The sequence below is a fragment of the Bacillus sp. Au-Bac7 genome, assembly GCF_021341655.1.
GTDB lineage: Bacteria > Bacillota > Bacilli > Bacillales > Cytobacillaceae > Niallia.
On the sequence record NZ_JAJTTG010000002.1, the window covers coordinates 488,345 to 501,510 of the forward strand.

13 protein-coding genes are annotated in these 13,166 nt (G+C 40.5%); 11 read left to right on the forward strand and 2 right to left on the reverse strand.

Annotated features, from left to right (window positions below):
- The first annotated feature begins 217 nt into the window (after window positions 1-217).
- Window positions 218-412, forward strand: coding sequence for a hypothetical protein (locus LXM54_RS11115; RefSeq protein ID WP_233315244.1), 195 nt, complete (start codon window positions 218-220; stop codon window positions 410-412).
- Window positions 413-486: 74 nt separating this feature from the next.
- Here the strand turns inward: LXM54_RS11115 and LXM54_RS11120 are convergent, their stop codons facing one another.
- Window positions 487-1,971: an aldehyde dehydrogenase family protein gene (locus LXM54_RS11120; protein WP_233315245.1), complete on the reverse strand. Its 1,485-nt coding sequence runs from the start codon at window positions 1,969-1,971 to the stop codon at window positions 487-489.
- A gap of 184 nt (window positions 1,972-2,155) precedes the next feature.
- Window positions 2,156-3,031 (reverse strand): LysR family transcriptional regulator, encoded by an 876-nt coding sequence (locus tag LXM54_RS11125; protein WP_233315246.1) that lies wholly within the window; start codon window positions 3,029-3,031, stop codon window positions 2,156-2,158.
- Between the two features lie 124 nt (window positions 3,032-3,155).
- Between LXM54_RS11125 and LXM54_RS11130 the strand changes: the two genes are divergently transcribed.
- From LXM54_RS11130 to LXM54_RS11175, 10 genes are all read left to right on the forward strand, one after another.
- Window positions 3,156-4,067 (forward strand): ACP S-malonyltransferase, encoded by a 912-nt coding sequence (locus LXM54_RS11130; protein WP_233315247.1) that lies wholly within the window; start codon window positions 3,156-3,158, stop codon window positions 4,065-4,067.
- Window positions 4,046-5,698 carry a malonate decarboxylase subunit alpha gene (gene mdcA / locus LXM54_RS11135; protein WP_233315248.1) on the forward strand — a complete coding sequence of 551 codons (1,653 nt, stop codon included), beginning with the start codon at window positions 4,046-4,048 and terminating at the stop codon, window positions 5,696-5,698. The genes LXM54_RS11130 and mdcA overlap by 22 nt, the downstream gene beginning before the upstream one ends.
- 1 nt (window position 5,699) lies before the next feature.
- Complete coding sequence (locus LXM54_RS11140) at window positions 5,700-6,524, forward strand: triphosphoribosyl-dephospho-CoA synthase (RefSeq protein WP_233315249.1); 825 nt, start codon at window positions 5,700-5,702, stop codon at window positions 6,522-6,524.
- Between the two features lie 18 nt (window positions 6,525-6,542).
- On the forward strand, window positions 6,543-6,842 hold the full coding sequence (locus tag LXM54_RS11145) for a malonate decarboxylase subunit delta (RefSeq protein ID WP_233315250.1): 300 nt from the start codon (window positions 6,543-6,545) through the stop codon (window positions 6,840-6,842).
- A complete protein-coding gene (gene mdcD / locus LXM54_RS11150; protein WP_233315251.1) occupies window positions 6,832-8,505 on the forward strand; it encodes a biotin-independent malonate decarboxylase subunit beta in 1,674 nt (557 codons plus the stop codon). The genes LXM54_RS11145 and mdcD overlap by 11 nt, the downstream gene beginning before the upstream one ends.
- On the forward strand, window positions 8,499-9,113 hold the full coding sequence (locus LXM54_RS11155) for a malonate decarboxylase holo-ACP synthase (RefSeq protein ID WP_233315252.1): 615 nt from the start codon (window positions 8,499-8,501) through the stop codon (window positions 9,111-9,113). The genes mdcD and LXM54_RS11155 overlap by 7 nt, the downstream gene beginning before the upstream one ends.
- Before the next feature lie 111 nt (window positions 9,114-9,224).
- A complete protein-coding gene (gene cdiI, locus LXM54_RS11160) occupies window positions 9,225-9,476 on the forward strand; it encodes a ribonuclease toxin immunity protein CdiI (RefSeq protein ID WP_233315253.1) in 252 nt (83 codons plus the stop codon).
- 462 nt (window positions 9,477-9,938) lie between these two features.
- The gene (locus LXM54_RS11165; RefSeq protein WP_233315254.1) at window positions 9,939-11,333 is read left to right on the forward strand and encodes a M20/M25/M40 family metallo-hydrolase; all 1,395 of its coding nucleotides are present in this window, start codon (window positions 9,939-9,941) and stop codon (window positions 11,331-11,333) included.
- Window positions 11,305-12,549 carry an MFS transporter gene (locus tag LXM54_RS11170; protein ID WP_233315255.1) on the forward strand — a complete coding sequence of 415 codons (1,245 nt, stop codon included), beginning with the start codon at window positions 11,305-11,307 and terminating at the stop codon, window positions 12,547-12,549. The genes LXM54_RS11165 and LXM54_RS11170 overlap by 29 nt, the downstream gene beginning before the upstream one ends.
- Window positions 12,518-13,165 carry a GntR family transcriptional regulator gene (locus tag LXM54_RS11175; RefSeq protein ID WP_233315256.1) on the forward strand — a complete coding sequence of 216 codons (648 nt, stop codon included), beginning with the start codon at window positions 12,518-12,520 and terminating at the stop codon, window positions 13,163-13,165. The genes LXM54_RS11170 and LXM54_RS11175 overlap by 32 nt, the downstream gene beginning before the upstream one ends.
- Window position 13,166 lies beyond the last annotated feature (1 nt).

Here is a 13,166-nt window from a genome sequence, read left to right on the forward strand (position 1 = left end):
TTTTTACTTTATAATGATAAAACACAGTAACAAAAGCTGTCTTTGTTATGTCCTGCTAAATTGTTATTAAACAATCAAAGAAGTACTTTGTATTGTTACTAGTGGCCAAACTAATAATTAAACTACCAAAAGCAACAATGTTTAGTATTTTTAAGTCTTTAACTTTTCTACAAAAAAGATAAATTTTAAATTATTTTTGTATTAAGAGAGGGCAAATATGAAAAATAAACATAGATTTGTCATGAATAGGATTTTAATACTTCTATATGTGATGGTTTCCATTTTAGTATTAATAGTTTACGCTATTAAAGATGATTTGTCAGAGGTTTATGAAGCATTTATTCCTATTGCTATTACTGCCGCAGCTTGTATCATGTTGAATAAAATTAACAATGAGAAAGAGGAAGCTTAAGAAAGCCAGTAGCAGAAAAAAATGTTTGGAAGGTACTGAAACCAGTACCTTCCAAACATATAACAATTAAAACCTTAATCCAAAGAAACCCAAACACTCTTAACCTCCGTATAATTCTCAAGCGCATAGGACCCCATCTCACGCCCAATACCAGACTGCTTATACCCTCCAAACGGAGAAGCAGCATCAAACGTATTATAACAATTCACCCAAACAGTCCCTGCACGGAGCTTGCTCGCAATATAATGTGCTTTTCCAACATTCTGCGTCCACACACCTGCTGCTAAGCCATACTCACTGCTATTAGCACGGTTAATCAACTCATCCAAATCATCATATGGCATCGCTGAAATAACCGGACCAAAGATCTCTTCCTTCGCAATCGTCATTTCATCTCGCACATCAGCAAATATTGTAGGGGAAACGAAGTAGCCCTGTTCCTGTGGCTTAGTACCACCAACAACTAGCTGTGCACCTTCATTCAACCCTTTTTCAATATAACCAAGTACGCGATTCTGCTGCTCAACAGAAACTAGCGGGCCGATTTCTGTATCTGCATGAATACCAGCACCTTGTTGAATATTTTTAGCATGGGATGCCATATCAGCAACCACATTATCGAAGTGTTTCTTTTGGATAAACACGCGGGAACCTGCACAGCAAACTTGGCCTTGGTTAAACATAACCCCGTTTAGGGCACCAGGAATTGCCTTCGATAAATCAGCATCAGGCAAGATGATATTCGGTGATTTACCGCCTAGCTCCAATGTAACACGTTTTAATGTTTTAGAGGCATTTGCCATAATTAGTTTTCCGACTTCAGTCGAACCGGTAAAGGCAATTTTATCTACTAATGGATGATCTACTAGCGGCTGGCCTGCTGTTTCGCCGAAGCCTGGGACGATGTTGACGACTCCTTCTGGGAAGCCGGCTTGTTGGATTAATTCTGCGAGGTAAAGGGCTGACAGTGGTGTTTGTTCAGCTGGTTTTAGGACGACGGTACAGCCTGTTGCGAGTGCGGCGCCGAGCTTCCACATGGCCATTAGGAGCGGGAAGTTCCATGGAATGATTTGCCCGACGACTCCGACTGCTTCATGGCGTGTGTAGTTTAGGAATGGTCCGCTGACTGGGATTGTCTGGCCGACGATTTTTGTGGACCAGCCTGCGTAGTAGCGCATATGCTCGACTGCCAGCGGGATATCGGCATTGGTTGTTTCGCGGATTGGTTTGCCGTTATCTAATGTTTCGAGCTGGGCTAGCTCGGCGCTGTTTTCTTCCATTAAATCTGCGAGTTTGTACATGAGGCGGCTTCTCTCTGATGCACTGATTTTGGACCATGGACCTTCATCGAATGCTTTGCGGGCTGCTTTGACGGCACGGTCGATGTCTTCTGGGCCTGCTTCGAAAACAGTTGCTAAAACCTCTCCAGTTGCCGGGTTGTATGTATCGAAGGTTTTTTGTGAGGTGCTTTCAACAAATTCACCGTTAATAAATAGTTTTTTCTGGCCGTTTAGGAATCTTTCCACCTTTTCTTTTAGCACTCCAGATAATTGAGTCATCTAACTCCTCCTTATTTTTTGGAATCGCTTACAAAAGTAATGTTAACACTGTGAAAATAAGGAAACAACACTTATTTATATAAAAATTCTGATAATATTTGACAAAAACAAGCATTTCCTTGTAAGTTAACAGATAAATATCTACATATTTCAACATAATAAAAGTCATTGAAGGTTAAAAGCTTCAATGACCTTGTGATTCATCAATCTGTTCTTCAAAAAAACCAACGAGAAAATCGAATAGTGACTTCTCCACATTGGTAAACGAATGCCCGCTTGGAAAACATAAATAAATCGTCCGTTTACATTCAGGTTCCCTTATATGCAGCAGTTTAAGGGGATCCTGCCTGACATTTTTCCAAAGAATAGAAGGGATAAAGGAGATGCCTAGGCCTTCTTGAATCAATCCTCTTACTGTAGCGGGATCATCACTTTCGAAAATAATATCTGGCTCGTAATGAACTTGTTCGAATAATTTATTGGTTGTGTGCCGCAATGGTTTTCCACTCGTTAAGCTGATAAACTTTTCTTTTTCTAAGTCCTTTAAAGAAACAGAGTCTAAATGGCTTAGCGGATGGGAGATAGGAACACCCAGTAATATTTCTTCTTCCAGCAAGACGATATGCTCGTTACCTTCTAATGGCTCAGATGTGATGGCAAAATTATAGGAAATACTTTTATTTGTATGCTGTGTTAGATTAAAGCGTGTTTTTGGAAACTTAGTTCGAAACTGCTGAAGTAGCTTCGGCAGCAGCATCGAACCGACTGTTACATAAAGGGTAATCGTATCCATTTGCCCATTTTTTATGTCTTTCATTTCTGAAACGCCTTGTTCAAGGGCATAGAGTGATAGATTTACCCATTTTAGAAACTTTTCACCCGCTGAATTGAGAAAGATATTTTTTCCTTTTCGATCAAACAGCTGCATATCTAGTTCTGTCTCAAGCTTGCGAATCATTTTACTGAGGGCAGGCTGTGATATTAATAGTTCATTGGCAGCATGGGTGATATTTTCATGCTTTGCTGTTACTTGGAAATATCTTAACTGCAGTAAATCCATATGTAATAATCTCCTTATAACCATTTGGTTATTAATAGTGGCCGAAAATATATTTTTATTTTTAATTGAAACACATTAAAATAAAGATTGTAAAGAATTGTATAAACTTTTAGGAGCGAAAAGCATGAATATTGTCTTTACCTTTCCAGGGCAAGGAGCACAAGTTCCTGGAATGCTGAGTGATGTGCCAGACTATGTGAATAAGGTGAAAGAGAGTATCGGAATTACTTTGCGTGATGATGAGGAGGCTTTTCAGTCGACTTTTTGGGTGCAGTTAGCTCTATTTGTGAAAGGAGTAGCGGCTGCGAGAGAGTTAATGGAAAAAGGGATTACTCCGCAGTTTGTGGCTGGACATTCGATTGGTGCATTTGCGGCAGCGGTTATTGCTGGTGTATTGACTTTTGACGATGCTATTAAACTAGTATATCAGCGGGCAAAACGAACGGAGGAAGCATATCCAGAAGGTTATGGAATGGGTGTAATCAGCGGACTTACGGAGCGTGAAGTGAAAAAGGCAGTTGAACTTTCACATACGCAAGCATCACCTGTGTTTCTTTCCAATCTTAACTCAGAACTGCAGATTGCCGTTTCTGGAACTCTGAAAGGAATACATACAGCATTCAAACATGCGCAAGATCTTGGTGCCAGAAAAACAACAGTGCTTAAAGTAGCAATCCCATCGCACTGTCCATTAATGGCTGATGTTTCACGAGAACTGCTGGAGTTAGTAGGTACATTTACTTTAAATAATCCGAAAATTCCTTATTTGGCAAATCACACTGGAAGAGTTATAAGACAAAAAGATAAAATCGCAGAAGACTTGGCTTTAAATGTAGCCTATCCTGTGCGCTGGCATGACATGGCTGAGATATGTGTTGAGTCTGGTGCGGATACTTTTGTTGAAATGCCGCCTGGTAATGTATTAACGAATCTTGTTAAGCAAGCACATGGAACAACACGGCAAATCGCTGTCGATGAAGTCGGTCTGGAAGCAACATGTTATTTAATTAATAAATGGAAGGAGCAAGCAGAGTGAATAAATGGACGCAAAAGCGTGATAAAAAACGAGCGAAATTAGATAAAGCAAGCCGCTTGCTGGACGGAAAATTTGTAGACACCTCTCGGATTGTAGAGCTGATGGAATTACTGATTGAACCAGGCTCAAGAGTAGTGTTAGAAGGAGATAATCAAAAGCAGGCGTCATTCCTGTCTAAAAAACTGTTAGAAGTAGACCCTGCCAAGGTAAATGAGCTGCATATGATCATGTCGAGCATCTCAATGCCTGAACATTTAGATATATTTGAATACGGAATCGCTTCAAAAATCGATTTTTCCTACTCTGGTTCGCAAAGCTTGCGTGTTGCACAAATGATTGAAGATGGAACGTTAAAGCTTGGCGATATACATACCTATTTAGAGTTATTTGGACGTCTGTTTATTGATTTAATCCCGGATGTTGTTTTAGTTGCGGCAGATAAAGCAGATAAGGACGGAAACTTGTATACAGGTAATAATACAGAAGAGACACCAACGATTGTAGAAGCAGCTGCCTTTAAAGATGGCATTGTTATTGTGCAGGTTAATGACATTGTGGATGAATTGCCTCGTGTTGATATACCAGGGTCATGGGTTGATGTGGTAGTAAAAGCTGATAAGCCATATGTCATTGAAGCGCTTTTCACACGAGATCCGCAAAACATTACCGAATTACAAGTGCTGATGGGCATGATGGCCATTAAAGGGGTATATGGAAAACATAATGTTCAGTCCTTAAATCATGGGATTGGCTTTAATACAGCTGCCATCGAGCTGTTGCTGCCAACATACGGGGAACAGCTCGGTTTAAAAGGAAAAATTGCTAGACATTGGGCGTTAAATCCTCATCCAACATTAATACCGGCAATTGAAAGCGGCTGGGTCGAAAGTGTCCACAGCTTTGGCAGTGAAGTCGGCATGGAGAACTATATTGCAGCTCGACCTGATATCTTTTTCGTCGGCAAAGATGGTTCGATGCGCTCTAACCGTGCATTATGCCAAGTTGCAGGACAATTTGCGGTTGATATGTTTATCGGTTCAACACTGCAAATGGACGTACAAGCTAATTCATCAACAGTAACAGCAGGACGCTTAGCCGGGTTTGGAGGAGCACCGAATATGGGCCATGATCCGCGCGGACGCCGCCATGCTACACCAGCATGGCTTGATATGATTGAAAAACCGCATGAGCTGGCAAAAGGCCGTAAGCTTGTTGTGCAAATGGTTGAAACATTCGGTGCTAATAAAAAGCCAGTGTTTGTTGATTCTTTAGATGCTATTCAAGTAAAAACACAATCAGGACTTCAGGTTACACCAACGATGATTTATGGCGATGATGTTACTCATGTTATTACAGAAGAAGGCATCGCGTATCTTTATAAGTCTGACAGCTTAGAAGAACGGAAAAAAGCACTTGCCGCAATCGCAGGTGTAACGCCATTAGGGATGGATAGCAAAGAAAAAGATGTTAGGAGCCTGAGAGACCAAGGCATTGTCGCCTATCCAGAGGATCTTGGCATTGCCAGACAGCAAGCAAAACGCTCTCTTCTTGCTGCAAGGTCTGTTAGTGATTTAGTAGAGTGGTCAGAAGGTCTTTACGTGCCGCCTGCAAAATTCCGGAGCTGGTCTTAATATGCTGGCAGTTAAATCTGCAGCACTTGTAGAGGAATTAGCTTCAAAAGCAGTAAAAGCGTTAATCGATGAAGCAATGCTCACCCCAAAGCCAGGATTAGTAGATGCAAACAATAACGGCTCCCATGCTGATATGTCCCTTGAACTCATGCTGAAATCAGCAAAAGCATTAGAAGGAACATTTAGAGAGATTGCTTTCGTTTCTTATCTTCATCCTGTGAATCAAAAGCTTCGTGAGAAAATAGCAGCCATAGGAAGACAAGGGGAGCAGGCGATGCTTTCTGCTACTAATGGCATCAATACACATAAAGGTGCGATTTGGGCATTGGGGTTATTGGTTAGTGCAAAGGCTTCTCTTCCAGAGGAAAAGAACCCTATTAAGATATTAGAAACGGCAGGAAAAATTGCTTCCTTTAAAGACAGGTTCACACCAAATAATCAAACCCATGGACAGGCTGTAAAAAAGAAGTATGCAGTTATGGGGGCACAAGAAGAAGCACAATTCGGTTTCCCTCATATCCGTGATGCATCTTTACTTGCCTTACTTAAAGCTCGGGCTGCAGGAAAGCCAGAAGAGGAAGCACAAATAGAAGCATTGCTGGCTTTAATGGCAACCGTCGATGATACATGTATTTTACACCGTGGAGATTGGGCGGATTTAGTTGCAATAAAAACGATGGCAGGAGAATTTTTACTTTGGGATGGGTTCGCAACCACTAAGGGAAGAGAGATTTTCCAATGCTTATCTGATTACTGTAAAACAAAGCGCCTATCGCCGGGAGGCAGCGCTGATCTATTAGCAGCAACACTATTTTTAGTCAGTTAATTACGGAGGTGTTCATCTATGGAAAAACTACAGTTTCACTTTGAAACTTCTAAACCGATTCAAACTGCAGCACATATAGGTGTTGTCGGTTCAGGAGATTTGGAAATCATTCTAGAGCCGGCAGAGGGAACAAAAACAGAAGTCAGCGTGCTCACCGGCAGTGATGGCTTTGGTGAAATATGGGGCAATGTATTGGAACGTTTTTTCAATCGCTACCCTATTACCGCGAACATAACAATCCATGATTTCGGTGCAACACCAGGCGTTGTGCAGTTAAGGCTTACACAAGCATTGGAGGTGATCGGCTTTGCGGAATAGTTTAGTAGAATTAAATGGCCGTGAGCGGGCACAAGCATTAGTGGACAAAGGTACATTCCGCGAGCTGCTGGGACCGCTCGATAAAATGCAGTCACCCCATTTAGAGCCACAAGGAATTGTTCCGCAAAGTGATGATGGCGTTATCATTGCTCATGGACAAATTAATCAAAAGGATGTTGTCGTTATTTCGTTAGAAGGTGCGTTTCAAGGCGGCGGCATTGGTGAAGTGAGCGGTGCGAAGATTGCTGGCGCACTGGAATTGGCCCTTGAAGAGAATAAACAAGGCAACCCTGTTTATCCAATTATCTTATTTGATACAGGCGGCGTCCGTCTGCAGGAAGCGAATTACGGATTATTGTCCATTTCTGAAATCTGCAATCAGATTGTAGCCTTACGTCAATACGTTCCTGTTGTTGGACTAATTCCAGGGAGAGTCGGCGCTTTCGGAGGCATGTCCATTGTCGCCGAACTATGTACAACATTGCTTGCAACAAATAAAGCACGGTTAGGTCTGAATGGACCAGAGGTTATTGAACAAGAAGCTGGTGTCATGGAATTTGATTCAAGTGATAAAGCATTGATTTGGAATACGATTGGTGCTAGTCAGCGGGAGAGAACAGGATTGCTGGAGGAAGTAGTGGAGGACGATGTTGAGTCGATTGTCGCTGCTATTAAAGCGGCGTTTTCAACGGGAAAAAAATCGGCCAAAACAGAACAAGTCGACTTTCATCTTTCTTTATTAAAAGAAATGGATACTGCAATAGAATGGAATCCAAAACGATATGCTGAGTATTACAACCAGCATAAGGCAGTGAAGCAGTCTGTGCCAATGGCAACAGCAGGTGTTAGTGCTATGTCACAATCAAGAGGCTATAAATGGTTTTCTGCATTAACAGGTATCACACATCCGACTAGTGCAACACCATCCATTCTAGCTGCTGATGTAACTAAGAATGACCAACTTGCTCGTTATATAGCAATTGTACCGGATGCTAATAATCATTTTCCTAGAGCTCGGAATGGGGAAGTAGGTCTGCTTGAGGGCTGGACTGCTGCGCAAATAGTACGCGATGTCATCCATCAAGATGCAGACAAGGAAACAAAACGTCCGATTATCGCTATTATTGATGTACCGAGTCAGGCGTATGGCTATAAGGAAGAGCTGATTGGTATCAGCTTAGCATTAGCAGCAAGCGCAGATGCTTATGCAACAGCACGGCAAAAGGGCCATCCTGTTATTGGATTAATTGTCGGCAATGCTATCTCTGGCGGGTTTTTAGCTCATGGCTTACAGTCTAACCGGTTAATTGCACTTGACGATGACAAAATCAACATTCAAGCAATGTCAAAAGCTTCAGCAGCAAGAATAACAAAACGCACAATTGAACAGCTGGAAGAAGCAACGAAATCCGTGCCCTCAATGGCATATGATGTTCGCAGTTATCAATCATTAGGACCGCTGTATAAATTACTTGCCAATATTGATGCGGATTCTCCAACGGAAAAAGATATGGAAATAGTAGAGCAAACTTTAACAGAAGCAATTAATAGCACAAAGAATGCAGCGACTGATTTAAGCTTCCGTTTACAAACAGATGAAGCAAGAAACGGCGGCCGTGCTGCAACGATTAAAGTCCGTGAAATGTTGAGACAGCAATGGTAATTCAACCACATGATCTTATAAAAATAGCTGATTTATCACAGCTGCAATGGAAGGAAGACAACGAATGGGTCACTGCCTCGTTAAGGCAAGCCCCATTCGTTGTCGTGCGCCGAGCGGAACAAACTAGTGATTATATTCCTGTAGGTATCCGAGGGGAGCAACGTAATCAGCGGCAAGCAGCGTTATTACATCGCAACGGAATAGAAGAGATTATTACCCCATACATGCTAGCAGAACAAAAAAGCTGGAACTCATTAGACGCACAAAGACGAGAACTGCCGGTGTTAAGAAGCTTCAATAAAGTGGCAGAAATCTTGGGCAACTGGCAGTGGGGTCCGACAGGCAGTGCCGGCTTTGAACTAGCGACTGGATATCAAGCTTTAAAGGAAACAAGCGACCTAGATATTGTAGTACAAGCACCGCAACCAATTGTGATCACAGAGGCAGAAGAGGTACTGCAGCAATTAGATCTTTTACCAATTCGCACAGATATCCAAATAGAAACAGGTAACGGTGCGTTTTTATTGCGAGAATGGATAAACAAACGAATAGATAAAATAATTTTACGTACCCAAAAGGGACCAGAATTGGTTTCTAACCCTTGGTAATAGAGGGATTCAAATGAAAATTTATCATAGAAAAAGAGGGGAAGTAGTTGAAGAACAGGTATTATTAAGAACTTTTTCCCGTCTATTGTTAAAGAATTAGGTGATACAGATATGAAAGAATTATCAGAAGCAGAACAAAGACAGCTAATTAAATTTTATTATGGACATATGGGAAATGGGGAATTCTTAACTATATTAGAACAGTATTCCAAAGAATGGGGATATGGAGACGAATACGCGCGATATGTTTTTGCGAGTTATTACGAAGAATGGGAAGAAGATTACTTCGGTGAAGAAGGTATTATTTATTTCATTGATTATCCTGCTGTCGACCAAGATACCAAACGTTTTATCGATATCTAAAAGAAGACTGTGAAGAGTATTTACAAAAACGCCTAAAGAATAGAGAAAAGGTAAAGGAATATCTTCTGAAAATCAAAGGGAAATTTAATATTGAAGGATAGACTAAGTAGGTATAGCCCTACGAGTCCTTTAATTATAGTTATTTCTCATATACTATGCAGTAATTTTTACGCATCCAAAATGACAAAAAATTAATAAGAATTAGCAATAAAGTAAGACTATAGAAACTCTGTACTAGGTAAAAGTGGGACAAACTGTTTATCTCTCCATTTTCTGTAAAATCATGCAAACTTAGTTTCTATTTTAAAATAATAACCTCCCAGCCTTATCTCAAAATAGCATTGATAATAAATAAATCTAATATAAATAATTTTCTGAAAATATATTGACTTCTCTTTCCCTAGGTAGTAACTTATTGATTAGAAATTGTCGACAATCGACAATGAAGAAGGAGGTTTTCGTGTGGCAACTACCAATATTCAAGAATTTGTTGATTCTAACAGAACGAAGAATATAGATGAGCTTATCGCATTAGTTAAACAAAAAAGTATTAGCTCTAGCGGTGAAGGGATGCAGGAGACGGTTCTGAAAGTGTCTGAGCTGCTAGAAAGTCTGCAAGCAAAGACACAGGTCATTCAAACGGCTGGACACCCGATCGTGTTTGGTGAAATTAAAGGGGAGCAGGATTTTACGGTCTTATTGTATGGTCATTATGATGTGATGGCACCAGACCCAATTGATGCATGGGTCAGCCCTCCATTTGAACCAAGTATTAGAGATGGCCGCTTGTATGGCCGTGGTGTTGGTGATAATAAAGGTCAGCTAATGGCGCAATTACTTGGGATTAAGGCTTATTTAGAAATACATAAACAGCTTCCTTTTCATGTGAAATTTGTGTTTGAAGGGGAAGAAGAGCAAGGCAGTGCTAACCTTGCAGCATTTGTGGAAGAGCATAAAGATGGAATCTTACAATCTGATCTTGCCATTTCAATCGACGGCTCTTGTCATGAAAGCGGCGCACCTGTGCTTCGTCTTGGTGTTCGCGGCATGTTATATGTGGAGCTTGAAGCTGTATCTGCGAGCCAGGATAATCATTCCGGCAACACAGGCAATATCATTAAAAATCCGGCGTGGAAGTTAGTTGAATTATTGTCACAGATGCAGGGCGATGACGGCAAGGTGGCAATTAAAGATTTCTATAAAGGCGTACAAGCACCGAATGAACAAGAAAAAGCAATTTTAAACCGCATTCCTTATGATAGTGAAACATTAGCAGCTAAGATCGGGTTACCAAACCTGACTCTCTCCCAAGAAGAATACTTCACGAAATTAATGTATGAACCAACCTTAAACATTTCCGGTATCCATAGTGGTTATGTAGATGCAGGCGCAAAAACGGTTATACCGTCAAAAGCTTTGCTGAAGTTAGACATGCGTCTCGTCGGGAAGCAAAATCCTGATGAAATTTATCAAAATATCGAAAAAATGATTGAACCGCTTGAAGGTGTTTCTGTTTTAAAAATGGTATCCACTCCTCCGTCCAATACAAATATTGATTCCATTTTTGTGAAACCTGTTTTAGCAGCACTTGAACAAGGCTTTGGCATTAAACCTATTTTAGAACCAGTTATGCCGGGAACGTTGCCAAACTATGTGTGGACAGATATTTTAAATGTTCCTGTTCTTATTGTGCCTTACGCTAACTTCGATCAAGCGAATCATGCGCCGAATGAAAACTTGAAGCTTGTTAATTTTGAAAGTGGCATTAAATCTACTTATCATATAATCTCGGAGATTTCTAAAATAATAGAAGGCGGAGTGAAGGCGAATGAGTACGTTAAAGGGAACTCGATCTAAATATTTTGTATTTACACTTGTGTACATAGGCTATTGTATTTGTTATATCGACAGGGCCGCTATTTCACTTGCTTTAACGTATATTGGAGCAGAATTCAACCTTGATGCAACCCAGCTTGGTTTAGTTGTCAGTGTTTTCTTCTTCAGCTATGCGTTAATGCAAATTCCAGGCGGCTGGTTAGCCGATAAGTTTGGTTCGAATATCGTTGCACTTATCGCGATCCTGTTATGGTCGCTCTTCACTGCGATGACAGGTATGGCCTGGTCATTAGTTTCCTTAATGTTTATTCGTATCCTTTTCGGGATTGGTGAAGGTGCTTATCCAACAGCTAGTTTGAAGGCAGTGTCTGAAGTATTTCCACAGTCGCAGCGACCAAAAGCAGTAACTGGTATGCTGTCTTCCAATTATGTTGGAAGTGCCATCGCACCGCTGATTATTGCTCCATTAATCTTAGCTGTCGGCTGGAGAAGCACGTTTTATATTATTGGAGTTGTCGGTATCGTATTTGCAGTCTTTTACTACTTCTGGCTTCGCCCAATGAAGCAAACTACTGCCGCAACGCAAGCTAAAGCTAAAAATTCAATAAGCTATAAAGAGCTATTAAAAAGCACCATCATCTGGCAGTTAGTAATCATTTGTTTCGGTGTCAGTATCGTCAACAAAGGGCTAGATTCTTGGATGCCAACTTACTTGCTTAATGTTCGCGGTGTTGACTTAAAGGCAATCTCGATTCTCGTACCGCTCCCATTTATTGCTGCAGGTCTAGGGGCAGCAATGAGCGGATGGCTTATGATGAAGTTCTTCCAGCAAAAAGAAAAGTACTTGCTTAGTATTGTGTCTGTTTTAACAGCTGTTCTTATTTATGGAATGTATTCTTCTAAAACATTAACATCTGTTATCATCTTTCAAATACTAGTGTATTTCTTTAAATCCATTGCTTTTGGCTCTATCTTTGCTTTACTTGCAAGCTTCATCTTACCCGATAAGTTTGGTTCCGCTTCTGGAATTGTTAATTTCGGCGGACAGATCGCTGGTTTTGTTGCACCGCTTGCAATTGGATTCTTAATAGATTTATTAAATGGTTCATACAATGCGGCGTTTATGTTCTTGATTGCTGCTGTTGCCCTCTCCTTTATCGTTTCATTAACATTACGTGCTGTACCTAAAAGAAAGGAAGAAGAGGATGTTACTGCAAACCCAACAATTGCCCAATGAGATTTTTAATTATATGGTCAATCAAATCATTAATGGTGAATTGCCCCAAGGAAGCCGCATTCGAGAAAGTGATTATGCGGAAAAATTCTCTGTCAGCCGTTCGCCTGTAAGAGAAGCATTATACCGGCTCGAGCAGGAAGGAATTGCTGTTAAAAAGCCGCGGAAAGGCAGCTTTGTCAAAGAATTCTCGACGCAAGATGTTTACGATATTTTTGAAATCAGAAACAATCTCGAACAAATGGCGATACGCCGCTTAAACCAAATTGATATTTCTGATTATTCATTCAACTCTTTACAAGAAGAATTAAAGCAAATGAAAAATGTCAAAAATCAAGTGGACTATACGTTAATGAACTTTAACTTTCACTATCATATGATTTGTTTAAGCAATAGTGATGTTCTCCAAGAATTCTACTTGAAGCTGAAATATCCGTTGTTAATGTTCCAAAATCTTAACTTTACATTTGAAAATCGCATCAATCTCTCCATTTCGGAGCATGAAAAGATGCTTGATTTGATACAACAAGGCAAGTTTGACGAGCTGCAAGACATCTTGTTGACGCACAATAATCGCGTATTAACAAACTTAAAAGACTATTTAAAAAAACAATCTTAAG

Excerpts from the sequence above, each read along its gene's own strand:
- LXM54_RS11140 (WP_233315249.1), top strand. The coding sequence starts at position 5,700 with ATGCTGGCAGTTAAATCTGCAGCACTTGTAGAGGAATTAGCTTCAAAA.
- LXM54_RS11120 (WP_233315245.1), bottom strand. The coding sequence starts at position 1,971 with ATGACTCAATTATCTGGAGTGCTAAAAGAAAAGGTGGAAAGATTCCTA.
- mdcA (WP_233315248.1), top strand. The coding sequence starts at position 4,046 with ATGGAAGGAGCAAGCAGAGTGAATAAATGGACGCAAAAGCGTGATAAA.
- LXM54_RS11175 (WP_233315256.1), top strand. The coding sequence starts at position 12,518 with ATGTTACTGCAAACCCAACAATTGCCCAATGAGATTTTTAATTATATG.
- LXM54_RS11115 (WP_233315244.1), top strand. The coding sequence starts at position 218 with ATGAAAAATAAACATAGATTTGTCATGAATAGGATTTTAATACTTCTA.
- LXM54_RS11125 (WP_233315246.1), bottom strand. The coding sequence starts at position 3,031 with ATGGATTTACTGCAGTTAAGATATTTCCAAGTAACAGCAAAGCATGAA.
- LXM54_RS11145 (WP_233315250.1), top strand. The coding sequence starts at position 6,543 with ATGGAAAAACTACAGTTTCACTTTGAAACTTCTAAACCGATTCAAACT.
- LXM54_RS11155 (WP_233315252.1), top strand. The coding sequence starts at position 8,499 with ATGGTAATTCAACCACATGATCTTATAAAAATAGCTGATTTATCACAG.
- LXM54_RS11170 (WP_233315255.1), top strand. The coding sequence starts at position 11,305 with ATGAGTACGTTAAAGGGAACTCGATCTAAATATTTTGTATTTACACTT.
- cdiI (WP_233315253.1), top strand. The coding sequence starts at position 9,225 with ATGAAAGAATTATCAGAAGCAGAACAAAGACAGCTAATTAAATTTTAT.
- LXM54_RS11130 (WP_233315247.1), top strand. The coding sequence starts at position 3,156 with ATGAATATTGTCTTTACCTTTCCAGGGCAAGGAGCACAAGTTCCTGGA.